Here is a 23,159-nt window from a genome sequence, read left to right on the forward strand (position 1 = left end):
ATCCTGCCCTGTCCACGTCCCATCAGGCTTGTGCAGCCAGCCCGTTTGTCGTTGGTGCAGCGCCCTGCTCTCTTGGCAGGATCAGTTGATCGGGCACTGTGCCGTGCCATTTTTTCGCACATACGTAATACAGGGCCGCAGGCAGTACCAGGCCGATGATCCAGGAGATATCCACATCACCCAGCGCGGCAACCAAGGGGCCGGTGTAGAACTTGGTAGAGATGAACGGCAACTGCACCAGCACGCCGAACACATAGACGCTGATACCCAGCAGGTTCCAGCGACCGTAGCGGCCCTTCGGGTCGGCCAAGGCCGGTACGTCATAGCGCTCGCGGGTGATGCAGTAGTAATCCACCAGGTTGATCGCACTCCACGGCGTAAAGAACGCCAGCAGAAACAGGATGAAAGACTTGAATGCACCGAGGAACGAGTGCTGGCCGAGCAACGCGATCAGGGTGGCAGTGCCGACAATCACCAGCACGAACACCAGACGTTGCAGGCGCGTGACCTCCAGGCGACCACGAAAGCCGCTGATGATGGTCGCAATGCACATGAAGCTGCCGTAGGAGTTCAGGGTAGAGATGGTGACCTTGCCGAACGCGATGCTGAAGTACAGCAGCGCGGCGGTGGCGCCCGTACCACTCAACCCAACGATGTAGGCGACTTCGTGACCGGCAAATTGCCCGTTGGACATGGCCGCGGCAAACACGCCAAGGACCATCGCCACCTGAGCACCAATGACTGAACCGGCGCCGGCGGCGAAAAAGGTTTTCAGCGAAGATGTTTTGCTTGGCAGGTAACGTGAATAGTCCGCCACGTAAGGGCCGAAGGCGATCTGCCAGGAGGCCGCGAGCGATACCGCCAGCAAGAAACTGCTCCAGCTGAAGTGGCGAATCTGCAAAAGCGCGCCAACGTCGGTCTGGCTCATCAAACGACTGAACAGATAGACAAAGGCAATCACGCCAATGACGCTGGCGACACGCCCGATAAAGTGGATCACCCGGTAACCCAGTACGGTGACCAGTACGATCACGCTGGCAAAAATCAGGATACCGACGCTGTCGCTGACCCCGAACAACTGGCCCAGCGCCTGCCCCGACAGCACGGTCCCGGTCGCGGTGAAACCGAGGTACATCAAACAGACCAGCACAATCGGGATGGCTGCACCATAAACCCCGAACTGCACCCGGCTGGAGATCATCTGGGGCAGGCCAAGCTTTGGCCCTTGCGCCGCATGCAACGCCATGACGCCGCCGCCGATGAGTTGGCCGATCAAAAGACCGATCAACGACCAGAACACATCACCGCCGAGCACCACGGCCAAAGCCCCGGTGACAATCGCGGTGATTTGCAGGTTGGCACCCATCCACAGGGTGAACTGGCTCAATAGACGACCGTGTCTTTCCGCTTCCGGGATGTAGTCGATCGAACGCCTTTCGATCAACGGGGTGGTGTCATTTGCAGCCATGTTGTTCAACCTCTGATGGATTGTTCTGGGTGTGCAGATTGCGGGTTCTACTGTGGGAGCTGGCTTGCCTGCGATGGCATCCCCTCGGTCTGCTGAGAGACCGAGTCGCCCGCATCGCAGGCAAGCCAGCTCCCACACAACCCAGCTCCCACAGGAACCAGGCCAGCCGTTACTTGATCATCGGCAGGTTCAGGCCCTGCTCCTTGGCGCAGTCGATGGCGATCTGGTAACCGGCATCGGCGTGACGCATCACCCCCGTGGCCGGGTCGTTGTGCAGTACGCGGGCAATGCGCTCAGCCGCTTCGTCGGTACCGTCGCAGACGATCACCATGCCAGAGTGCTGGGAGAAGCCCATGCCCACGCCACCGCCGTGGTGCAGCGACACCCAGGTCGCGCCGCTTGCGGTGTTGAGCAGGGCGTTGAGCAGTGGCCAGTCGGACACAGCGTCGGAGCCGTCCTGCATGGCTTCGGTTTCGCGGTTGGGGCTGGCGACCGAGCCGGAGTCGAGGTGGTCACGGCCGATCACCACCGGCGCCGACAGCTCGCCGCTGCGTACCATTTCGTTGAATGCCAGGCCAAGCTTGGCGCGCTGGCCCAGGCCAACCCAGCAGATACGTGCCGGCAAGCCCTGAAAGCTGATGCGCTCGCGGGCCATGTCCAGCCAGTTATGCAGGTGCGCGTCGTCCGGGATCAGCTCTTTGACTTTGGCGTCGGTCTTGTAGATGTCTTGCGGGTCGCCCGACAGTGCAGCCCAGCGGAACGGGCCGATACCACGGCAGAACAGTGGGCGGATGTAGGCCGGTACGAAGCCTGGGAAGTCGAACGCGTTTTCCACGCCTTCTTCCTGGGCCATCTGGCGGATATTGTTGCCGTAGTCGAAGGTCGGAATGCCTTGCTTCTGGAATTCCAGCATGGCTTTGACGTGCACGGCCATCGATTGCTTGGCGGCCTTGATCACCGCAGCCGGCTCGGTCTTGGCGCGGGCGCGGTATTCGTCCCAGGTCCAGCCGGCCGGCAGGTAGCCGTTGAGTGGGTCGTGGGCGCTGGTCTGGTCGGTGACCATGTCCGGGCGCACGCCGCGCTTGATCAGTTCCGGCAGGATTTCGGCCGCGTTGCCCAGCAAGGCGATGGAGATGGCCTTGCCTTCCTTGGTGTATTTGGCGATACGCGCCAGGGCGTCGTCGAGGTCGGTGGCTTGCTCGTCGACATAACGGCTGGCCAGACGAAAATCGATGCTGACCTGCTGGCACTCGATGTTCAGCGAGCAGGCGCCAGCCAGGGTCGCAGCCAACGGCTGAGCGCCGCCCATGCCGCCGAGGCCGGCGGTGAGGACCCAGCGGCCGGTGAGGTCGCTGTTGTAATGCTGGCGGCCGGCTTCCACGAAGGTTTCGTAGGTGCCCTGCACGATGCCCTGGCTGCCAATGTAGATCCAGCTGCCGGCGGTCATCTGGCCGTACATGGCCAGGCCCTTGGCATCCAGTTCGTTGAAGTGCTCCCAGCTGGCCCAGTGCGGCACCAGGTTGGAGTTGGCGATCAGCACGCGCGGGGCGTTGCTGTGGGTCTTGAACACGCCGACCGGCTTGCCGGATTGCACCAGCAGGGTCTCGTCGTCATTCAGGTTAGTGAGGCTCTCGACGATCTGGTCGTAGCACTCCCAGTTGCGCGCCGCACGGCCGATACCGCCGTACACCACCAATTCTTTCGGGTTCTCGGCCACTTGCGGATCAAGGTTGTTCATCAGCATGCGCAACGGTGCTTCAGTCAGCCAGCTTTTGGCGGTGAGCTTGTTACCGCGAGCGGCACGGATTTCGACGTCACGGTATTTAGTAGGCTTGGCTTTCGAAAAATCGGTCACAGCTGGACTCCTCGGCATGGTGCGCGAACATTGATGGTGCGAAGGAGAGTCTTACGCACACATCTTTACTTGTATGTACAAGCATATGCAATCAAGCGGCCAACTTGGTCAGAGAGCGGTTGAGATTTTTTTGGGAGGCGTGTGAAAGCCTTGGAAATTAAGGCTTTGAGGCTTGGTGAAATTTCTTACAGAGGGAGTTTGCGGCCGGGGAAATTGTTCATGACCGCCTGGCATTGCGCCAAGCTGGGGCATTCGGTAACAAATTGGTGCGCGGGCTGGAAACAGATTTTATGAGCAATGAAGAGCAAATGTGGGAGCTGGCTTGCCTGCGATAGCGGTGTGTCAGCATCAGATGTGCTGACTGACACACCGCTATCGCAGGCAAGCCAGCTCCCACACTTTTTTAACCGCGTGCGGTCAGTTCGATCAGGCAGCAGCGGCCGGTTATCGGGAGGTCGAGCAGGTCATTGTTACCGTCGATTTGCAGGCAATCGTGATGGCCGAGCTTTTCACCCAGCACCTTCACCTCATCCGCCACACTGAACACCAACACCGTGTGCGCCGTGCTGAAAAACCGCTGCACGCCGTCAATCCACTGCAACCGTGCGTGGTAACACTCAGGCGAATAAATCAGGTTGAAATCGCGGATCGGCCCGGTAATAAGGCGGCACGACACTTGGCTGTCACCCTTGAAGGCGAACGGCTGCAGCGGTAACAGCCCGCGCTGTTCCTCGCCATCCACGGTCAGGACCATGCCCGCGCCTTTGATCACGGTGATCACGCGCTGGTAGCCGGCAAAGGTAGAAAACCCGCCCGACTCGGCAATATCGGCAATCGACAGGCGCCAGCCAAAGCCATCCAGGCCAGTGCCTGCGTCACGGGTGATTTCTTCGGTGCTGCCGCCGCCGTTTTTCCACGGCATGCGGATGTAGTCGGCGGCGCGCCAGACTTTCACTTCACTCATTTACTGAAACGTCCTTCCAGGCTATGACGGGAACCGGGGTGGATCAAACGCGCGGCGGTGACCGGCTGGCGGCCGGACCAGGTGCGGCGGCGAATCAACAGGCAGGGCTCGCTTGGCTCGATCTGCAACAGCTTGCACTCGGCGGCGTCGGCGAGGATGGCTTCAACCACATGCTCGCCCTCGGTCAGTGGCGCGACCTGGTTGAGGTAGGCGTACGGCGTTTGCTGGGTGAAATCCTGCTGCAGGTATTCCGGCGCCACCAGGGCGTTGACGAAACGGTCTTCGATTTGCACGGGAATATCGTTTTCAAAATGCACGATCAGCGAGTGGAACACCCGCCCGCCTTCACGCATTTCCAGGGCCACGGCGCGCTCGGAACCGGCGGCCTCTTCGCCCAGGTGAATAACCTGGCAGGTATGCCGATGACCGCGGGAGGCGATCTCATCGGCAATGTTGTGCACTTCAAACAGCGCCGACTGGCTCTTGGGCTCGGCGACGAAGGTGCCGACGCCTTGCATGCGCACCAGCAGACCTTCGGCGGTGAGTTCGCGCAGGGCGCGGTTGATGGTCATGCGGCTGAAGCCCAATTGGCTGACCAGTTCGCTCTCCGACGGCACGCGGTAATGGGGCGGCCAGTTGCCGTTGAGGATTTGCTGGCTGATCATCTGTTTGACGCGGGCATACAAGGGCGCCGGACTTTCGTCCATGTGGGCAGCCAGCGAAGACTTGGCAGGCGGAGTCGGCACAGGGAATCCTTGCAGGGGGAAAAGATGCATAGATTGCCGGAGTTTACCGAGCAGGCAAACGTCTGTATATGTATATACAAATAAACACACGACCGGGGTGCCTTGATCATGTCCGCTTTCTTTGCCGAACGCGCGCTGCTGCCTAATGGATGGGCCAACGATGTACGCTTTGATGTCAGCGCCGATGGCGTACTGACCCACGTTGAGCCCAATGCCAGCGCAGACAACGCCGAACGGCTCAGAGGCCCGGTTCTGGCGGGCATGCCCAACCTGCACTCCCATGCGTTCCAGCGCGCCATGGCCGGTTTGGCCGAAGTGGCCGGCAACCCGAATGACAGCTTCTGGACCTGGCGCGACTTGATGTACCGCATGGTCGGCAAGATCAACCCCGAGCAATTGCAGGTCATCGCCCGCCAGCTGTATATCGAGATGCTCAAGGCCGGCTACACCTCGGTGGCCGAGTTTCATTATGTGCACCACGACGTCAGCGGCCAGGTGTATGCCGATCGCACCGAGCTGTCGCGGCAGATCAGCCAGGCGGCGGCCAGCAGTGGCATCGGCCTGACGTTGCTGCCAGTGCTCTACACCCACTCCGGTTTTGGTGGCCAGGCGCCGAATGAAGGCCAGCGGCGCTTTATCAACAGCACCGAAGATTACCTGGACCTGCAAGCACGCCTGAAACCCATTCTGGCGGCGCAACCAGCGCAGCAGCTGGGCCTGTGTTTCCACTCGTTGCGTGCCGTCACTCCCGAACAGATCAATGAGGTGCTGGGCGCCAGCGACAAGACTTGCCCGGTACACATCCACATCGCCGAGCAGCAAAAGGAAGTCGATGACTGCCTGGCCTGGAGCGGCAAACGCCCGCTGCAATGGCTGTATGACAATGTTGAAGTGGATGAGCGTTGGTGCCTGGTACACGCCACCCATGCCGACGCCGATGAAGTCACGCGCATGGCCAAGAGCCGGGCCATTGCCGGCTTGTGCCTGACCACCGAAGCCAACCTGGGCGACGGGATTTTTCCGGCGGTGGATTTCCTCGCTCAAGGCGGGCGCATGGGTATCGGTTCCGACAGCCATGTGTCACTGAGCGTGGTGGAGGAGTTGCGTTGGCTCGAATATGGCCAGCGCCTGCGGGACCAGCGGCGCAACCGTCTGTACCGCAGTGATCAGCCAATGGTTGGCCGCACGTTGTTCGATGCTGCGCTCGACGGCGGCGCCCAAGCACTGGGGCAGCCGATTGGTCGGTTGGAAGTGGGCAAGCGGGCAGATTGGATTGTGCTGGATGGCAATGACCCGTACCTGGCGACGGCGACCGAGGATGGGATTCTGAATCGCTGGTTGTTCGCCGGAGGTGATCGCCAAGTGCGCGATGTGCTGGTTAACGGCAAGTGGGTGGTGCGCGATGGGCATCATGCCGGCGAAGAAGAAAGCAGCCGAGCGTTCATTCAAGTGCTGAGAGACTTGCTGGGCTAACAGCCGACACAAAATAAATGTGGGAGCTGGCTTGCCTGCGATAGCATCACCTTGGTGTAACTGATACACCGAGGTGTCTGCATCGCAGGCAAGCCAGCTCCCACACAAGCCAGCTCCCACATTAGATTGAGGGTGACCTCAGGTTATTGCGAAGTCTTCGCCATCTGTTTGTCCGACGTACGCCAGATCAACCGCGTGGTGTCATAACCCTGCTGGCGCGCCCTGCTCAGCAGGTCTTCGCGAGTGTCGGCACTCACCGTCGGCGTGCGCGACAAGATCCACATGTAGCGTCGGCTCGGGCTGCCGACGATGGCGGTCTTGTAGTCCTCACTCACGTACAGCACCCAGTAATCGCCTTTGGCGACGCCCGGCAGCAGCGCCGTGAACCAGTTATTGAATTCCACCCAGAGCTTGTCGGTCTTGCCCGGCACTTGCGGCGTGGCCGTGCCCTTGGCTTCTTCCCACTTCCACTCAGTGGTCAGGCAGCGGTTGAACACCGACATGTCGCCATCCGGCAACAGGGTGTAGCGAGCTTCGGACTGCGCGCAGTTGCGCTGGAAGTACATCGGCAATCGGGCCAACTCATACCAGGTGCCCTGGTAACGCTTGAGGTTGACGTTGCTCGCGGTCTTGGGTTGCAGATCATCGCCAGAATGGCTGGCGCAGCCCGCCAAAAACACACTGGCGCAAAGAAACAAAACAAAACGCATCATTCTTCTTCTCCCGCAGGCTCGCGCCCCGGTTTACTTCAGGCCTTGCCCGGAAAACATCAGAACTTTGTCACCGGCGTACTGCACGCTGATAAAGCTGTTTTTATCGCCCCACGTACAGCTGGACATGCCCAGCGCACCGGAACAATCGGTCGGCTTACCCAGCAACGACTCTACCTCGGCCTTGGCCATGCCAGCCGACAGCTTTGCGTAATTTTCTTGATTGACCTTGCTGCACGCGGCTAACAGCACGCAAAAAGCCAGCAAAGCGAGACGGCGTAAAGACATGGAAAAGCTCCTGGAGAGACAAAGCAGCTGGGGTATCTGCCAGAAGCTTAGAAGGGAAAAGGGGTGTCTGGTTCCCGACGGGCAAAAACAAAAAAGCCCCGAAAACGCTGAAACGTTTCGGGGCTTCTTTTCATTCAAAACTTCAAGTCTTGAATGCTTCTGTGGCGAGGGAGCTTGCTCCCGTTCGGGTGCGCAGCGCCCGTAAGCTTTTTGGGGCCGCTTCGCAGCCCAACGGGAGCAAGCGCCCTCGCCACAGAGGTTTACTTCTTGTGATAAGCGGTTACACGTTCAACTTCTTCCTTCGAGCCCAGGAACACCGCCACGCGCTGGTGCAGGCCTTCCGGCTGGATGTCGAGGATGCGCTGATGGCCGTCGGTGGACGCGCCGCCTGCTTGCTCAACCAGGAACGACATCGGGTTGGCTTCATACATCAAGCGCAGCTTGCCCGGCTTGGAAGGCTCGCGACTGTCACGTGGGTACATGAACAGGCCACCGCGGGTCAGGATGCGGTGCACGTCGGCTACCATCGCAGCGACCCAGCGCATGTTGAAGTTCTTTTTCAGCGGGCCTTCTTCGCCGGCCATCAACTCGCCCACGTAGCGGGTCACGGGCTCTTCCCAGTGACGCTGGTTGGACATGTTGATCGCAAATTCCTGGGTGGAAGCCGGAATGGTGATGTCTTCGTGGGTCAGTACGAAACTGCCCATTTCGCGGTCCAGGGTAAAGCCTTTAACGCCGTCGCCCAGGGTCAGCACCAGCATGGTCTGCGGGCCGTAGATGGCGTAACCGGCAGCCACCTGCTCGGTGCCTGGCTGCAGGAAGGCCTTTTCGTTCAAGGCTTCGTTCTGGCTCAGGTATTCATTCGGGCAGCGCAATACCGAGAAGATGGTGCCGACCGGTGCGTTGATGTCGATGTTGGACGAGCCGTCCAGTGGGTCGAACACCAGCAGGTAAGCGCCCTTCGGGTATTTGCCCGGGATCTGGTAGGCATTGTCCATTTCTTCGGACGCCATGCCGGCCAGGTGACCACCCCATTCGTTGGCTTCGAGCAGGATTTCGTTGGAAATCACGTCGAGCTTCTTCTGCACTTCACCTTGGACGTTTTCAGTGCCCATGCTGCCCAGAACACCACCGAGTGCGCCTTTGGACACGGCGTGGCTGATTTCCTTGCAAGCACGCGCCACCACTTCGATAAGGAAGCGCAGATCGGCAGGCGTGTTGTTGCTGCGGGTCTGCTCGATCAAATAGCGACTCAGGGTAACGCGGGACATGGAAGGCTCCGGAAAATGGGGGGCTTAAAAACCCGCGCAGTTTAACGCGAGTCGAGGGTTATTTCCTCTAATCAGAGGATTTAACCCCAATAGAGTTCACGGCTTGGCCGCCGGTGCACGCAACAAACTGTAGGCCATCGCCCCTAGCGCCGCCACACCCAGCAGGAGCACGGCCCACAGGCCGAGTTTCTTCCAGTCGGTGCCGGCTTCGGGCGAAACGGTAATCGCAGGCGATTTGACCGTCACGTCGCCTGCGACCGTGGCCTGCCCCAAGCGCTTGAGACGCTCGGCGCTGTAGTCGGGAATCAGCGTCGACAGCGGCAAGTTCCCGGCCTTTATCGACGGGTTGCCCAACGCCAAAGTAAACGGTGGCTCACCGCGCGCCAGGAACACCAACTGCGTGGCGCGCACAGCAAAACGCAATGCCGGCGCTTCCACGCCCAGGCCGCCGCCGCGCTCGTCCACCTGCAACTTGAGTTCGCCCACGGCAACGCCAGGCAATTGCAACTCATCCTGCACCACGTCCTGGCCGTTCTGGGTCAGGCGATACAACAAGCCATTGCTCAACGGCTGCCAGGCTTGATTGGCTTCCCGCCGCCCCGCCAACGTCACGGGCGCCAGCGTGTTGGGCTGCTTGAGCTCGACGCGCAAGCGCTCCACATGCAGCCCTGTCGGCAGCTGCCAGCTGTATTCACCGGCCTTGAGCCGCGTGCCCGACAGCGGCTGCGACCACACCAATGGCAGCGGCAGGCTGCTGCTGGTCGCGCTAACCAGTTTGGCCGACGTCAACTGCGGTGCCGCCTGCCCTTGCCACACCAGGCGCAGATAACGCGCCGTTTGCCCCGGCAAGCTCACGTCATGCTGCTCGACACGCTCGTCGGCAAACGACAAGCGCGCCACTTGCCCGTCGCCCCATGCCTGCCAGTGCTGCAAGTCATCGCTGGCTTCAATGCTGAAACGCTGGAAACCGTCCTGCTCGCGGCTCCAGTCCAGGCTCAACTGCTGCAACGGCGCCTTGATCGAACTGGCGTCCAGCACCCAGCCACGCAACACTTGCGCGCCGGTCTTGGGCGGGAGCACTTGCAGCAAGGTGCCTTCGGCAGTGGACTTCATCACCACATCCGGCACGCTTTCACGGGTGTCGGCGGCGTACAGCGGGAACCACTTCACATCCGTCACGTCGCGGCTTTCGGTGCGTTGCGCGGCCTGGCGCGACAGCGCGTAAGCCTGGGGCTCGCCGGCGCCGTTGAACACGCGCACATCACTAAGATCCGCCTGGCGCGCGCTCAATTGCACCGACAGCGGCAACGCCAGGCGATACCAGGGCCCGTTGCCACTGACCGCCAACGGCACCTGTGTGGTGAAGTCGGCGGGCGTTTCTTGCGCCCACACCGACAACGTCGAACACATGCCCAACGCAATCACGCTCAACTTACCGATCAAGAGGATGCTCCTTCAGTTTCCAACACCGGCTCGACGCGTTTGGGCGGCAGCGGTGCAAAGTAACCCACCACCAGCAACAGCCCGCCCACACCAATAAACGACACGATCCGCGCCAGCCCGCCACGGTTACTCAGCTCGACAAAGAACAGCTTGGCGACCACCACCGCAATCAACGCCGCGCCGATCAGCCACACTTCGCGACGATGGCGCAGGTGGCCGCCGATCATCAGGCCCAGGGCGATCAGGGTCCAGACCAGCGACAGGCCGGCCTGCACCCACATGGACGCCAGCAAGTCATCCAGCTGGAACGGCACGCCCACCCAATGGTGGGCGGTGCGCATCACCAAGGCCGTGAAGAAGGCAAACAGCGAAGCCCCCGCGACACCTTGGGCGATCAGCTCTGCACGCGGCCCGCGCTGCGGCGCCACGCTGCGCGACCACAGGTAAATACCCAGCAATGCGAACAGCAGGCCCACGTCCAACGGGTTGAGCAATGGCACGTACGGCAGCGGTTTCGCCGTGCCGTCGCTGAAGATGTTCGCCAACCAGAACCAGCCGAGCATCAATACCGCCAGCGGCAACGCGGCCAGCACACGGTATTCACGCGGGTAGGCCGACACCGGCCACGGCCAGCTGCGCGGTGCCGCCGCCAGCACCAGGTACAGGCTTGGCAGAATCGCCCAACCCAGCCAGCGCCAGGCGTTGTACTCACTCGACAGCAGCAACAGGCCGTATCGCAGTTCCAGCGCCAACACACCGATCAACATCCAGCAGCCGAGCACATGAGCGACGCTCACTGCCGTGCCCGGCACCACCGCCGCCAAACGGCGCAGCGCGATGAAATGCACCACAAACACCGCCAACCACGCCAGCCAGCCGTACTGCGCCGCCGGGTGATAGTAATCATGGGCAGACACCAGCAACACCACGCCCGCCGCCGGCATCAGCAAGGCACACAGCATGCCCAGAGATGCCCAGCGCAAACGTGCGGCCAACAGCGCCCAGCTCGCCACGCTCACCGCCGCGATACCGAGCAAACATGCGCCTTGCAGCTCCTGCGGGATAAACCGCAGCACTTCGCCGATCAACGCCAATGCCCACCAGGCCGCGCCCCACACCAGCAGCAGGTCGGACAGGCGCTGCAACTTCAACACGGCAAACACCGGCGCCTGCGGCTCACGATGCAAGCGCCAGGCGCCCACCATTGCCGCCAGGCCCAGCACCATCGGCGTCCAGAAACCGCTGTGCGCCAAGGGGCGCAAGCCCTCGCTGCTCAACGGCCCGAGCAACTGCGGCACCGCCAACAGGAACGAGGCGCCACCCACTACTTGCAGCAGCAAACCAAACACGAAACTCACGCGTTGTTGCAGGTACAGGCTCAACCAGATGATCAGCAAGCCACTGGCCGCCCACACGCCGCTGGCGCTTTCCCATGGCAGTACAAACAGCACCGCGAGGTTGATCAGCACCAAGCCGGCCAGCAGCACCACCGACAAGCCACGCAGCAGCCGCACATCGCTGCGCACCCTCTCATCGCGTGCCGCCAACAGCATGCCGCCGACCAACGCCAGGCCGATCAACGAGGCGGTCAACAAGCCGGTCCAGCCGGCGCTGAATACCGCGGCCCCATCACCGCCCTGAAGGCGCAGGAGGAACAACGCCCCACCGAGCAATTGCACACCGAAGGCAGTGAACAGGAAGGTGCGCGAGCCGATGCGCAGGCCTACAAACAGTGTCAGCAGCCCGGCGATTGCCCAACTGATGGCGGTGCCTTGGGTCAGCAACAACAACGGCGCAAGCAGGTACAAAAAGGTCAGGCCCAGGCTCGCCAGCACCGGCAGGCCGTTGCGCTCCCAGCCCGCGGCTTGTTCGGTCGAGGCCTTGCGCAACTGATCGAAGCTGAACAACAGCGCTGCGCCCAGCAACAGCGCGCCCAGTGGGGCACCGTCGAGCAGGGTCAACTCGCCAACGCGCAGTTCGCTGAGGAACGCCAGCGCGGACCCCAACTGTAACAACAGGCCAAACGCGCGAGCCAACGGCCGCTGCTGACGCAAGCCGAGCCAGAAGATCCCGGCGCCCTCCACCGCCCAGGCCGCCGCCGTCCAGCGCGCGTCGAGGCCCAGCGGTATCGCCAGGCTGGCAAAGATCACGCCCAGCGCCAGGCAAGTTTCGGCCAGCAGCAAGGCGCGCCCGCCACTCAGCAGCCACGCCAAGCCCATGTAGATAAGGCCTAAACCCAGTGCACTGAACGCGGCGGCAAACTCCAGGTGTTGCACCACGGCGAACTGCAAGCCAAAGCCTACCAACGGCGGGCCGAACAGCATGCTGCCATCGACATAATCACCCTTGGCCGCCGACCAGCGCAGCAGCGCCTCACGGCCTTCGGGCGCATCGCCCACCTCTTGCAGCTTGCGGCGGGCGAACAACAGGCCGATGGCCAGGTACATCAGGAAAAACAGGATCAGGAATGGCTCGGTGCTCCACAGCAGTTCCGGCGTGTAGGAACGCATGCCCCAGGCGAACCCTATGCCGAAGGTGCCGACAAATCCGATCAGGTTGAGCAGGCGCCAGGCCTTGAACCACGCGATGGCCAGAATGCCGGCGTTGAGCAAGGCAAAGTAACTGAACAGCGCCACATGATTACCGGCGCCGGTTGAGGTCAGAATCGGCGCGGCAAACCCACCCAGCGCCGCAGCGCACGCCAGGCCGAGGGCATCCTGGGTGATCGCCGGGATGGCCGAGAACACCGTGACCGCCACCAGCAGGCCCAATGCGGCGCTCGGGTCGATCAAGGGGTGCAAGCGCATCGCGGCAAACACCGTCAGGTACAACACGGCAATCCCGGTACCTTGCAGCATCAGGCCGTAATTGCTGTTGCGCAGCCGTAACCACCAACCCAGGCCCAGCAGGCCGATGGCGGCAGCGGCAACCCCGGCATAACGCAGTTCAATCGGCACCACCACGCCTTCGGTGGCATAACGCAGCAAAAAGGCCAGGCCAAGAAACAGCAGCACCACGCCAACGCGCAGCACGGTGTTGCCGCCGAACAGCCAATTGCGTGCGCCGCCGATGGCGCGCTCGATCAGGTTGGGGCCACGGGGGATGGCGGGTTCTTTGGGCGCGGGGGCCGGTGCTGGCGTCGGCGCCTGGGCCCAGACGTCATCCGGCAACGGCTGGCTGGCCTCGGCCGTCATGGCGACAGGCGCCAGTTCGGCGGGCAACTCCCAGACAAGTTCAGGCCTTTCAACCGCAGGTACCGGCTCAGGGATGGGGGATTCGACGATTTCGTTGCGGGTCGGCGTCGGCACCTCCAGCTGGCGCAAGCGTTCGCCCAGGGCGATCAGCGCCTTCTGCGTGGTTTCCAACTGACGCGCTTGTTGCTCCGCCTGGGCCGACAGCCTGGACAGGCGAATCGCCTGGCCAATGCCCAAGCCCAGCAATGCACCGATGCCGGCGTCCGAAAACGACTCATCGAACGCCCAGCCGAGCGCCAGGCCAATCAGCATGAAAATCCATTGCATGGTCGATATCCCTAAGCAGCCCGAGGCGGGCAAACCGAGGCCTAGTATATCGACGCAAAGCTAATGTGGGAGCTGCTTGTGTGGCCAGGGAGCAAGCTTCCTGGCCACACAAGCAGCTCCCACATAGGGTATTGCGGTGTTTAGTCGAGGGCTTTCCAGATCTCGGTGGCGTATTCGCGGATGGTGCGGTCCGAGCTGAACCAGCCCATGCGCGCCGTGTTAAGCACCGCTGAGCGCCACCAGGCCTTGGAATCATGCCAATGCGCCTCGACCCGCGCCTGGGCGTCCCAGTAAGCGTCGAAATCGGCGCATACCAGGAAGCGGTCGTAGTCGATCAGCCCGTCGATCAAGCCCACGTAGCGGCCCGGATCATCCGGCGAGAACACCCCGCCACGGATCGCTTGCAGCACATCGTTAAGGCGATGGGAGGCGGCAATGTCCGGCCCCGCGTTGAACTCACCGGCGTGCTTGCGCGCTTCCACCTGCTGGGCGCTGAGGCCGAAGATAAACATATGCTCGGCGCCCACGCGCTCGTGCATCTCCACGTTGGCGCCGTCCATGGTGCCGATGGTCAGCGCGCCGTTGAGGCCGAACTTCATGTTGCTGGTGCCTGAAGCCTCAAAGCCGGCAGTGGAAATCTGCTCCGACAAATCCGCTGCCGGAATGATGCTTTCCGCCAGGCTCACGTTGTAGTTGGGCAGGAACACCACCTTGAGCAAACCGCGCACGGTCGGGTCGTTGTTCACGGTGCGAGCGATGTCGTTGGTCAGCTTGATGATCAACTTGGCCTGGTGATAGCTGGCTGCCGCCTTGCCCGCGAAGATTTTCACGCGCGGCACCCAATCGGTGCCTGGCTCGGCGCGGATTGCCTGGTACAAGGCCACGGTGTGCAGCAGGTTGAGCAACTGGCGCTTGTATTCGTGAATCCGCTTGACCTGCACATCGAACATCGCCGCCGGGTTCACCGAAATGCCCAGGCGCTCGTGGATGATCTCGGCCAGTGCACGCTTGCTGTGCAGGCGCTGCTCGGCGAAGGCTTTGCGGAAAACCTGCTTCTCGGCGAAGGTCTCCAGCTCCGTCAGGCGGGTTTCCATGGTGTCGAGGATGTCCGGCCCCAGAGCCTCCACCAGCATCTCGGTGAGCTTGGGGTTGGCCTGGTACAGCCAGCGGCGGAAGGTGATGCCGTTGGTTTTGTTGTTGATGCGCTCCGGGTACAGCTTGTGCAGTTCGGAGAACACCGTGCTGCGCATCAGCTGGGTGTGCAGCCCGGAAACGCCGTTGACGCTGTGGGAGCCCAGAAACGCCAGGTTACCCATGCGCACGCGGCGGCCGTTGTCTTCTTCGATCAGCGACACGGCACGCAATACGTCGAAATCGTGGATGCCCTTGGCGCGCAGCGAATCGATGTGCTGGGCGTTGATCAGGTAGATGATCTGCATATGCCGGGGCAACATGCGTTCCATCAAACCGACAGGCCAGGTTTCCAACGCTTCGGGCAACAAGGTGTGATTGGTGTAGGAAAGGGTTTCAACCGTCACATCCCACGCGGCTTCCCACGGGATGTCATGCAGGTCGACCAGTTGGCGCATCAACTCAGCCACGGCGATGGACGGGTGGGTGTCGTTGAGCTGAATCGCGGCGTGTTCGCCCAGGCTGAGTACCGAGCCGTGCATGTTCTTGTGGCGGCGCAGCAAGTCCTGCAAGGAGGCGGAGACGAAGAAGTATTCCTGGCGCAGGCGCAATTCCTGCCCCGCTTCGGTGCTGTCGGCCGGGTAAAGCACTCGGGAGATGCTTTCGGCGCGGGCCACTTCCGCTACGGCGCCCAAATGGTCACCGGCGTTGAAGCGCTCCAGGTGCAGGTCTTCTACCGCACGGGCGCGCCACAGGCGCAGGGTGTTGACACTGGCACCGCGCCAGCCGACCACCGGCGTGTCGTACGCCACTGCGCGCACGGTTTCGTTGGGCGTCCATACCTGGATCATCTTGCCGGAGGCGTCCGCCAGGGTTTCGACGCTGCCGCCAAAGCCGATCGGGTAGATCACTTCGGCGCGCTCGAACTCCCACGGGTTGCCGAAATCCAGCCAGCGTTCGGTCTGCTCTTGCTGCCAGCCGTCGACGATCGCCTGGCGGAACAGGCCGTGTTCATAGCGGATGCCATAGCCGTGGCCGGCAATGCCCAGGGTCGACATGCTTTCCATAAAGCACGCGGCCAGGCGGCCCAGGCCACCGTTGCCGAGCGCCGCATCGGGCTCCAGCAGGCGGATGCGTTCCAGGTCCACGCCCAGTTCGGACAGGGCTTCGCGGGCAATCTCCAACACACCCAGGTTGCTCAGGCTGTCGTAGAGCAAACGGCCGATCAGGAATTCCAGCGAGAGGTAATACACCCGCTTCTGGCCTTTGCGGTAGATGCGCCGCGTGTGGTTCATCCAGTGGTCGACCATCTGGTCGCGGGCGGCCAGCGCAATGGCTTCGAACCAGTCGTGGTCGAAGGCGTGATCCGGGTCCTTGCCCACCGCGTAAGTGAGTTTGGTCAAGACAGCATCGCGGAATGCGGCTACCTCTGCTTCTCGTGCAAGCGGTTCCTGAGACATCGGTGCGACCTCGGGCGAGATTGAAGGAGTTGCTAGAGCCTAGTCGGTCTGACAGACGGTAGACGTGCTGGTTCGGCAGTTTTTTAACTCATTCACCATTGCTGGAAATTGATGCAGGGGCCGTGCCTGCTTTTCGCCCCTGCACCGTTGGAGATGAAATCTGCAAAATATTGTTCAAAAAACCACCAATCCCGGTATGATCGCGCGCCCGGATACAGCCCCACCTTGGAACCTTGATGAAGCCTCAACTGATCGCCGCCGCGGAACTCGACCGTCTAGAGACCTGGCAGAAATATTCCGCCCACATGTGCGGTGGCTGCGTGTCCAGCTGCTGCACGCTGCCGGTCGAGGTGAAGATCAAGGACCTGATCCGCATTGGCATCGTCGATGAGTTCGAGCGCGGCGACCCGCCGAAGAACATCGCCAAGCGTTTGCAGAAGGAAGGCATCGTCGAGCGCTACAACAACAAATCCGAGATCTTTACCCTCCAGCGCATGAGCAACAACGACTGCCTGTACCTGGATCGTAAGACGCGCTTCTGCACTATTTATGACAAGCGCCCGGATACTTGCCGCAACCACCCGAAAATCGGGCCACGCCCGGGGTATTGCGCATATAAGCCCAAAGAAGTGGTGCGCGAGACTAATTTGCGGACCCTCGACAAGTTCTGATCGATCGTCCCCCTCGCTCTGCGTGGTTGCGATCAGACAGGCTTCGTACACTGGAAAAATTCTAAGCCCACGCTCATATGGGCCATCTCTGATGGATCAGAGGCTTGCCACCTGACATAGCTATCAGACTGTCGCTGATAACGTTGAGTGTCTTCATTCCAGGAGGATGCTCATGCGCTATTTAAAAGTCACCGCCCAAGATCGCAGCGGCAACGGAAAAGCAGACACCGCGCTGCTGCACTTTCACGACCCGCTGGCCAGCCAAGTACACGAAGCCTTTGCTGTCGACATGAATGCTGATGGCAGCATCGAGTTCGGATTTGCGGGCGATATCAATCACGATGGCGAACAGGGTTTTCAGGACCAATTACTGCTGACGGAGTTTGCCGATACTTTTCTGCAACTCAACTGGTTCAATATTGGCGATAACTGGGAGCGCTACCTCAAGATTTTTGCGAGTGACTACCATAGGGACGGCTCTCCAAACATCGTCACCTGCCAATTCAGTGAGGATAATGGCGACCCCGGTCAGCCTATTCGAATCAAGTGCGCCTCGGCCTACGACGGCGACAATGATGGTGAATTCGACACATTCACCCACAGTGATATCAACTCGGATGGGCGTGCGGATAAAGCTGACAAAATCCAATTAAGCAAAATAGTCAAAACGTTCCTGGCCTTCCGGTGGTTTGACACTGGACCAAAAGGCTGACGAACGGCCTGCATCATCATGCTCTCTGAATGCTGCTGCACCTCGACACAATCAAAACCGAAGGAGCAATCAGGCAAGTATTGTGGTGCTGTTGAGGGCCTCATCGCAGGCAAGCCAGCTCCCACATTTGAATGTATTCACAGATCCAAAATGTGGGAGCCGGGCTTGCCCGCGATGAGGCCGGCACAGTCAGCACATAAACTGCACACATAAAAAAACGCCCCCGGCCTTTCGACCGGGGGCGTTTTTCATTCAGCCTGAGTTAACTCAGTTCTTGGCTTTCTTGGCAGCGCGGGTACGCTCGCCTTCGTCCAGGATCTTCTTACGCAGGCGGATCGACTTAGGCGTAACTTCGCACAGCTCGTCGTCCTGGATGAATTCCAGGGCCTGTTCCAGGGTGAAGCGAACAGGTGGAACCAGAGCGATGGTTTCGTCTTTACCCGAAGCACGCATGTTGTCGAGCTTCTTGCCTTTGGTTGGGTTAACGCCCATGTCGTTGTCACGGCTGTTCAGACCAACGATCTGACCGTTGTAGATCTCTTGACCGTGTTCAACGAACAGCTTGCCACGCGCCTGCAGAGTTTCCAGGGAGTAGGTCAGCGCCTTGCCGGTTTCTACCGATACCAGAACACCGTTCTGACGGCCGGACATGTCGCCGGACTTCATGGTGTCGTAGCGATCGAAGATCGAGGTCAGGATGCCAGCACCGTTGGTCAGGGTCAGGAACTGGTTACGGAAACCGATCAGACCACGCGCAGGGATGTTGTATTCCAGACGTACACGGCCTTTGCCATCCGGCACCATGTTGGTCAGGTCGCCCTTACGCAGGCCCATCTCTTCCATGACCTTGCCCTGGGATTCTTCAGGGGTGTCGATGGTCACGTTTTCGAACGGTTCCTGCTTCACGCCGTCAACCTGACGGATGATCACTTCAGGACGACCAACGCCCATTTCGAAGCCTTCGCGACGCATGGTTTCGATCAGTACCGAGAGGTGCAGCTCACCACGGCCGGAAACCTTGAACTTGTCAGCCGAGTCGCCTTCTTCAACGCGCAGTGCAACGTTGTACAGCAGCTCTTTGTCCAGACGTTCCTTGATGTTACGGGAAGTCACGAACTTGCCTTCTTTACCGCAGAAAGGCGAGTCGTTTACCTGGAAGGTCATGGAAACGGTTGGCTCGTCAACGGTCAGAGGCTTCATCGCCTCAACGTTGTCTGGCTGGCACAGGGTGTCGGAGATGAACAGCGAGTCCATACCGCTCACGCACACGATGTCGCCGGCGAACGCTTCTTCAACGTCGATGCGGTGCAGGCCGTGGTGACCCATCAGCTTCAGGATACGACCGTTACGCTTCTTGCCGTCGGCGCCGATGGCGACAACTGGAGTGTTCGGCTTGACGCTACCACGAGCGATACGGCCAACACCGATAACACCCAGGAAGCTGTTGTAGTCCAGTGCCGAGATTTGCATCTGGAACGGGCCTTCACGGTCAACCTTCGGTGGTGGAACGTGGTCAACGATGGCCTGGTACAGCGGAGTCATGTCTTCCGCCATGGCGGTGTGTTCCAGACCGGCAATACCGTTCAGGGCCGAAGCGTAGATGACTTGGAAGTCCAGCTGTTCTTCGGTAGCACCCAGGTTGTCGAACAGGTCGAAGATCTGGTCCAGAACCCAGTCCGGACGCGCGCCTGGACGGTCAACCTTGTTGATGCACACGATCGGACGCAGGCCGGCTTCGAACGCCTTCTTGGTCACGAAACGGGTTTGCGGCATAGGGCCGTCTTGAGCGTCAACCAGCAGCAGAACGGAGTCAACCATCGACATTACGCGTTCTACTTCGCCGCCGAAGTCGGCGTGGCCCGGGGTATCCACGATGTTGATGTGGTAGCCGTTCCAGTTGATAGCGGTGTTTTTAGCCAGGATGGTAATACCGCGCTCTTTTTCCTGGTCGTTGGAGTCCATCACGCGCTCGTCGTTGAGCTCGTTGCGCTCCAGGGTGCCGGATTGACGCAGGAGTTTGTCTACCAGGGTGGTTTTACCATGGTCAACGTGAGCAATGATGGCGATGTTACGTAGATTTTCGATCACTTGTGTATCTCGATCAGAGGATTCGGTGTGCTGACAGGTCGTGGCAGCGATTAACAGTAGAGTCAGGCCTTGCCGTTACAGCTTGACGGCAGAGTCGGGGGGCCGGTGACGCAGGCCACAGGCAAACAGCCCCGGGCTCTTAGCTCGGTCGATAAACGCGCACATTGGCATACCCCTCACTGAGCAAATGGTGGGCATGCAGGCGACTCATCACGCCTTTGTCGCAATACAGCAGGTACTGACGGCTGTTATCCAGTTCCTTGAAGCGCGCGTTCAATGCGTAAAACGGCAGCGCTTGCACGTCGATGCCAGCGATTTCCAGCGGCTCATCCTCGGCGGCATCCGGGTGACGGATGTCGACGACGATCTGGCCGGCCAGGGCTTCGCTGACTTCTTCGATTTGCACATCCTGGCCCAATTCATCGATGACACGATCAATCGGGACCAGTTTGGCGTTCTCGAGCGCACGCTCCAGAATCGCCATATCAAACTGTTGTTCTTCATACTCCACGCGGTTGCGCTTGGCGTGGGTCTTGGGGTTCACCGAAATGACCCCGCAATATTCAGGCATGTGCTTGGCAAAGTCGGCCGTGCCGATTTCTTCTGCCAGGTCGATGATGTCCTGTTTGTGGCTGGCGATCAGCGGGCGCAAGACCAGCTTCTCGGTGACGCAATCAATGAGCGACAGGTTCGGCAGCGTCTGGCTGGAGACCTGGGAGATCGCTTCACCGGTCACCAACGCGTCGATCTGCAACTGATCGGCGATTCGGGACGCAGCGCGCAACATCATACGCTTCAATACCACGCCCATATGACTGTTATCGACTTTGCCGAGAATTTCGCCCAGCACTTCCTCGAACGGCACGCTTACAAATAGCACGCGTTGGGAGCTGCCGTACTTCTTCCAGATAAAGTGCGCGACTTCCATCACGCCCAATTCGTGTGCACGCCCGCCCAGGTTAAAGAAGCAGAAGTGGCTCATCAGGCCGCGGCGCATGATCTGGTAGGCCGCCACCGTGGAATCGAAACCGCCGGACATGAGTACCAGGGTCTGTTCCAGGGCGCCCAGCGGATAGCCGCCGATGCTGTCGTGCTGGCTGTGAATCACAAACAACCGTTGGTCGCGAATTTCCATGCGCACTTCAATTTGCGGCGCTTTGAGGGAAATTCCGGCGGCGCCGCACTCGCGACGCAGCTTGCTGCCGACGTATTTCTCGACATCCATGGAGCTGAAGGTGTGCTTGCCGGCACGCTTGCAGCGCACCGAAAAGATCTTGCCTTCAAGCGCACTGCCGTAGTGCTGTTTGCACTTTTCGGTGATGTCGTCGAAGTCGCCCAACGGGTACTCATCCACCTGCAGGAAATGCGCGATGCCCGGCATGCAGCTCAGGCGCTCGGTCATGTCCTTCAAGGCTTTGGCGTCGGTAATGCGGGTTTCCAGCTCGAGGTTGTCCCACACGCCGTTCACCACCACAGCCGGGTCCAGATCGCGGAGCACGGCACGGATGTTCTTGGCCAACTGACGGATGAAACGCGTCCGTACCGGTCGGCTTTTGATGGTGATCTCGGGGAAGACTTTTACGATTAATTTCATGGAAACAGCGCGCGCCGGGCCTGCTGAAAAAGGGGGGCGCGGATTATAGCGGAAATCGCTCAAGGTTTAACCAGTTAATATGCATCTCAGATGCAACGCACCAAAACGGGTCATTTGCGCAAATTAACGCTACATTGCAGTGCGTTATTTATTCCGCTTCAGCGGATTGCACCGTTATAGGGGCCATTTTGAGGCAAAAAGGCCATGTTGGCGCACTGGCATGCAATTTGCTCTCTTGTGAGGCAGGTTGCCTTGGTCGAGTATTCGCGCCGGCATCACCCACATTCTAAGGGCTAACTCCACTACCCCAGCCCGAAGCCACCCGGAGGACACCATGTCGAAGTCGGTTCAACTCATCAAAGATCATGACGTTAAATGGATTGATCTGCGCTTCACGGACACTAAAGGTACTCAGCACCACGTGACCATGCCGGCTCGTGACGCGCTGGATGATGCGTTCTTCGAAGAAGGCAAAATGTTCGACGGTTCCTCCATTGCCGGCTGGAAAGGCATCGAAGCTTCCGACATGATCCTGATGCCGGACGACAGCACTGCCGTACTCGACCCGTTCACCGAAGACCCAACCCTGATCATCGTCTGCGACGTGATCGAGCCTTCGACCATGCAAGGCTACGACCGCGACCCACGTGCGATCGCCAAGCGTGCCGAGGAATACCTGAAGTCGACCGGTATCGGCGACACCGTATTCGTAGGCCCCGAGCCAGAATTCTTCATCTTTGATTCGGTCAAGTTCAAGTCCGACATCTCCGGCTCCATGTTCAAGATCTTCTCCGAACAAGGTTCGTGGATGTCTGACCAGGACATCGAAGGCGGCAACAAAGGCCACCGTCCAGGTATCAAAGGTGGCTACTTCCCAGTTCCGCCGTTCGACCACGACCACGAAATCCGTACCTCCATGTGCAACGCCATGGAAGAAATGGGCCTGGTCATCGAAGTTCACCACCACGAAGTGGCGACTGCCGGCCAGAACGAAATCGGCGTGAAGTTCAACACCCTGGTGGCCAAGGCTGACGAAGTTCAGACCCTGAAGTACTGCGTACACAACGTGGCGGATGCCTACGGCCGTACCGCTACCTTCATGCCTAAGCCACTGTACGGCGATAACGGTTCGGGTATGCACGTTCACCTGTCCATCGCCAAAGATGGCAAGAACACCTTCGCTGGCGAAGGTTATGCCGGCCTGTCCGACACTGCCCTGTACTTCATCGGCGGTATCATCAAGCACGGTAAGGCCCTGAACGGCTTCACCAACCCGTCGACCAACTCCTACAAGCGTCTGGTCCCAGGTTTCGAAGCACCGGTAATGCTGGCCTACTCGGCGCGCAACCGTTCCGCTTCGATCCGTATTCCTTACGTGTCCAGCCCGCGCGCTCGCCGTATTGAAGCTCGCTTCCCGGACCCGGCAGCCAACCCATACCTGGCCTTCGCTGCGCTGGTAATGGCTGGCCTGGACGGCATCCAGAACAAGATCCACCCAGGCGACGCCGCCGACAAAAACTTGTACGACCTGCCGCCTGAAGAGGCCAAAGAGATCCCACAAGTGTGCGGCAGCCTGAAAGAAGCCCTGGAAGAACTGGACAAGGGCCGTGCGTTCTTGACCAAAGGCGGCGTATTCAGCGATGACTTCATCAACGCTTACATCGAGCTGAAAAGCGAAGAAGAAATCAAAGTACGCACCTTCGTACACCCACTGGAATACGAGCTGTACTACAGCTGCTGATCCGGTAGCGCTGCTTAACGTGG

Annotated in this window: 16 protein-coding genes; 4 read left to right on the forward strand and 12 right to left on the reverse strand. The window is 60.2% G+C overall.

Translation table 11 applies throughout. From position 1 onward, the window contains the following. Positions 1–22: 22 nt before the first annotated feature. The 4 genes from QF043_RS26900 to hutC all read right to left on the reverse strand — a co-directional run bounded on the left by QF043_RS26900 (position 23) and on the right by hutC (position 4,994). Complete coding sequence (locus tag QF043_RS26900; RefSeq protein WP_307420821.1) at positions 23–1,468, reverse strand: cytosine permease; 1,446 nt, start codon at positions 1,466–1,468, stop codon at positions 23–25. 169 nt (positions 1,469–1,637) lie between these two features. Beyond that, positions 1,638–3,323, reverse strand: a complete 1,686-nt coding sequence (hutU, locus tag QF043_RS26905; RefSeq protein WP_017138616.1) for a urocanate hydratase — start codon at positions 3,321–3,323, stop codon at positions 1,638–1,640. A 403-nt stretch (positions 3,324–3,726) separates the two neighbouring features. Then, positions 3,727–4,287 (reverse strand): HutD family protein, encoded by a 561-nt coding sequence (locus QF043_RS26910; protein ID WP_307420822.1) that lies wholly within the window; start codon positions 4,285–4,287, stop codon positions 3,727–3,729. Then, a complete protein-coding gene (gene hutC, locus QF043_RS26915) occupies positions 4,284–4,994 on the reverse strand; it encodes a histidine utilization repressor (RefSeq protein WP_017738808.1) in 711 nt (236 codons plus the stop codon). Before hutC ends, QF043_RS26910 begins: the two co-directional genes overlap by 4 nt. Positions 4,995–5,141: 147 nt before the next feature. On the opposite strand from hutC, the gene QF043_RS26920 reads away from it, so the two are divergent. Further along, positions 5,142–6,506, forward strand: a complete 1,365-nt coding sequence (locus tag QF043_RS26920; RefSeq protein ID WP_307420823.1) for a formimidoylglutamate deiminase — start codon at positions 5,142–5,144, stop codon at positions 6,504–6,506. A 143-nt stretch (positions 6,507–6,649) separates the two neighbouring features. Here QF043_RS26920 and QF043_RS26925 read toward each other — a convergent pair whose 3' ends face one another. The 6 genes from QF043_RS26925 to QF043_RS26950 all read right to left on the reverse strand — a co-directional run bounded on the left by QF043_RS26925 (position 6,650) and on the right by QF043_RS26950 (position 16,330). After that, positions 6,650–7,219, reverse strand: a complete 570-nt coding sequence (locus tag QF043_RS26925) for a lipocalin family protein (RefSeq protein ID WP_307420824.1) — start codon at positions 7,217–7,219, stop codon at positions 6,650–6,652. A 30-nt stretch (positions 7,220–7,249) separates the two neighbouring features. Continuing rightward, positions 7,250–7,504 carry a hypothetical protein gene (locus QF043_RS26930; protein ID WP_017849914.1) on the reverse strand — a complete coding sequence of 85 codons (255 nt, stop codon included), beginning with the start codon at positions 7,502–7,504 and terminating at the stop codon, positions 7,250–7,252. Positions 7,505–7,764: 260 nt separating this feature from the next. Then, positions 7,765–8,775, reverse strand: a complete 1,011-nt coding sequence (locus tag QF043_RS26935) for a class 1 fructose-bisphosphatase (protein ID WP_003237460.1) — start codon at positions 8,773–8,775, stop codon at positions 7,765–7,767. Positions 8,776–8,871: 96 nt separating this feature from the next. After that, positions 8,872–10,215 carry a DUF3999 domain-containing protein gene (locus QF043_RS26940; protein WP_307421526.1) on the reverse strand — a complete coding sequence of 448 codons (1,344 nt, stop codon included), beginning with the start codon at positions 10,213–10,215 and terminating at the stop codon, positions 8,872–8,874. Then, positions 10,215–13,739 carry a DUF2339 domain-containing protein gene (locus QF043_RS26945; RefSeq protein ID WP_307420825.1) on the reverse strand — a complete coding sequence of 1,175 codons (3,525 nt, stop codon included), beginning with the start codon at positions 13,737–13,739 and terminating at the stop codon, positions 10,215–10,217. The genes QF043_RS26940 and QF043_RS26945 overlap by 1 nt, the downstream gene beginning before the upstream one ends. Positions 13,740–13,879: 140 nt before the next feature. Next, positions 13,880–16,330 carry a glycogen/starch/alpha-glucan phosphorylase gene (locus tag QF043_RS26950; RefSeq protein ID WP_307420826.1) on the reverse strand — a complete coding sequence of 817 codons (2,451 nt, stop codon included), beginning with the start codon at positions 16,328–16,330 and terminating at the stop codon, positions 13,880–13,882. Positions 16,331–16,566: 236 nt separating this feature from the next. On the opposite strand from QF043_RS26950, the gene QF043_RS26955 reads away from it, so the two are divergent. Together QF043_RS26955 and QF043_RS26960 are read left to right on the forward strand one after the other, a co-directional pair. Further along, on the forward strand, positions 16,567–17,001 hold the full coding sequence (locus QF043_RS26955; RefSeq protein WP_017138625.1) for a YkgJ family cysteine cluster protein: 435 nt from the start codon (positions 16,567–16,569) through the stop codon (positions 16,999–17,001). A gap of 172 nt (positions 17,002–17,173) precedes the next feature. Then, on the forward strand, positions 17,174–17,713 hold the full coding sequence (locus tag QF043_RS26960) for a hypothetical protein (RefSeq protein ID WP_307420827.1): 540 nt from the start codon (positions 17,174–17,176) through the stop codon (positions 17,711–17,713). Between the two features lie 267 nt (positions 17,714–17,980). On the opposite strand, the gene typA is transcribed toward QF043_RS26960, so the two are convergent. Beyond that, positions 17,981–19,801: a translational GTPase TypA gene (gene typA, locus QF043_RS26965; protein WP_307420828.1), complete on the reverse strand. Its 1,821-nt coding sequence runs from the start codon at positions 19,799–19,801 to the stop codon at positions 17,981–17,983. A gap of 139 nt (positions 19,802–19,940) precedes the next feature. Further along, a complete protein-coding gene (gene thiI, locus QF043_RS26970) occupies positions 19,941–21,395 on the reverse strand; it encodes a tRNA uracil 4-sulfurtransferase ThiI (RefSeq protein ID WP_307420830.1) in 1,455 nt (484 codons plus the stop codon). 334 nt (positions 21,396–21,729) lie between these two features. Here thiI and glnA point away from each other — a divergent pair, with 334 nt between their 5' ends. Then, the gene (gene glnA, locus QF043_RS26975; protein ID WP_056860658.1) at positions 21,730–23,136 is read left to right on the forward strand and encodes a glutamate--ammonia ligase; all 1,407 of its coding nucleotides are present in this window, start codon (positions 21,730–21,732) and stop codon (positions 23,134–23,136) included. The last annotated feature ends 23 nt before the right edge of the window (positions 23,137–23,159 follow it).

This window comes from Pseudomonas sp. W3I7, from assembly GCF_030816095.1.
Classification (GTDB): Bacteria; Pseudomonadota; Gammaproteobacteria; order Pseudomonadales; family Pseudomonadaceae; genus Aquipseudomonas; species Aquipseudomonas salomonii.

Coding starts and splice junctions, on each gene's coding strand:
- QF043_RS26900 (WP_307420821.1), bottom strand. CDS start 1,468: ATGGCTGCAAATGACACCACCCCGTTGATCGAAAGGCGTTCGATCGAC.
- QF043_RS26910 (WP_307420822.1), bottom strand. CDS start 4,287: ATGAGTGAAGTGAAAGTCTGGCGCGCCGCCGACTACATCCGCATGCCG.
- hutC (WP_017738808.1), bottom strand. CDS start 4,994: ATGGACGAAAGTCCGGCGCCCTTGTATGCCCGCGTCAAACAGATGATC.
- QF043_RS26920 (WP_307420823.1), top strand. CDS start 5,142: ATGTCCGCTTTCTTTGCCGAACGCGCGCTGCTGCCTAATGGATGGGCC.
- QF043_RS26925 (WP_307420824.1), bottom strand. CDS start 7,219: ATGATGCGTTTTGTTTTGTTTCTTTGCGCCAGTGTGTTTTTGGCGGGC.
- QF043_RS26930 (WP_017849914.1), bottom strand. CDS start 7,504: ATGTCTTTACGCCGTCTCGCTTTGCTGGCTTTTTGCGTGCTGTTAGCC.
- QF043_RS26935 (WP_003237460.1), bottom strand. CDS start 8,775: ATGTCCCGCGTTACCCTGAGTCGCTATTTGATCGAGCAGACCCGCAGC.
- QF043_RS26945 (WP_307420825.1), bottom strand. CDS start 13,739: ATGCAATGGATTTTCATGCTGATTGGCCTGGCGCTCGGCTGGGCGTTC.
- QF043_RS26950 (WP_307420826.1), bottom strand. CDS start 16,330: ATGTCTCAGGAACCGCTTGCACGAGAAGCAGAGGTAGCCGCATTCCGC.
- QF043_RS26955 (WP_017138625.1), top strand. CDS start 16,567: ATGAAGCCTCAACTGATCGCCGCCGCGGAACTCGACCGTCTAGAGACC.
- QF043_RS26960 (WP_307420827.1), top strand. CDS start 17,174: ATGCGCTATTTAAAAGTCACCGCCCAAGATCGCAGCGGCAACGGAAAA.
- thiI (WP_307420830.1), bottom strand. CDS start 21,395: ATGAAATTAATCGTAAAAGTCTTCCCCGAGATCACCATCAAAAGCCGA.
- glnA (WP_056860658.1), top strand. CDS start 21,730: ATGTCGAAGTCGGTTCAACTCATCAAAGATCATGACGTTAAATGGATT.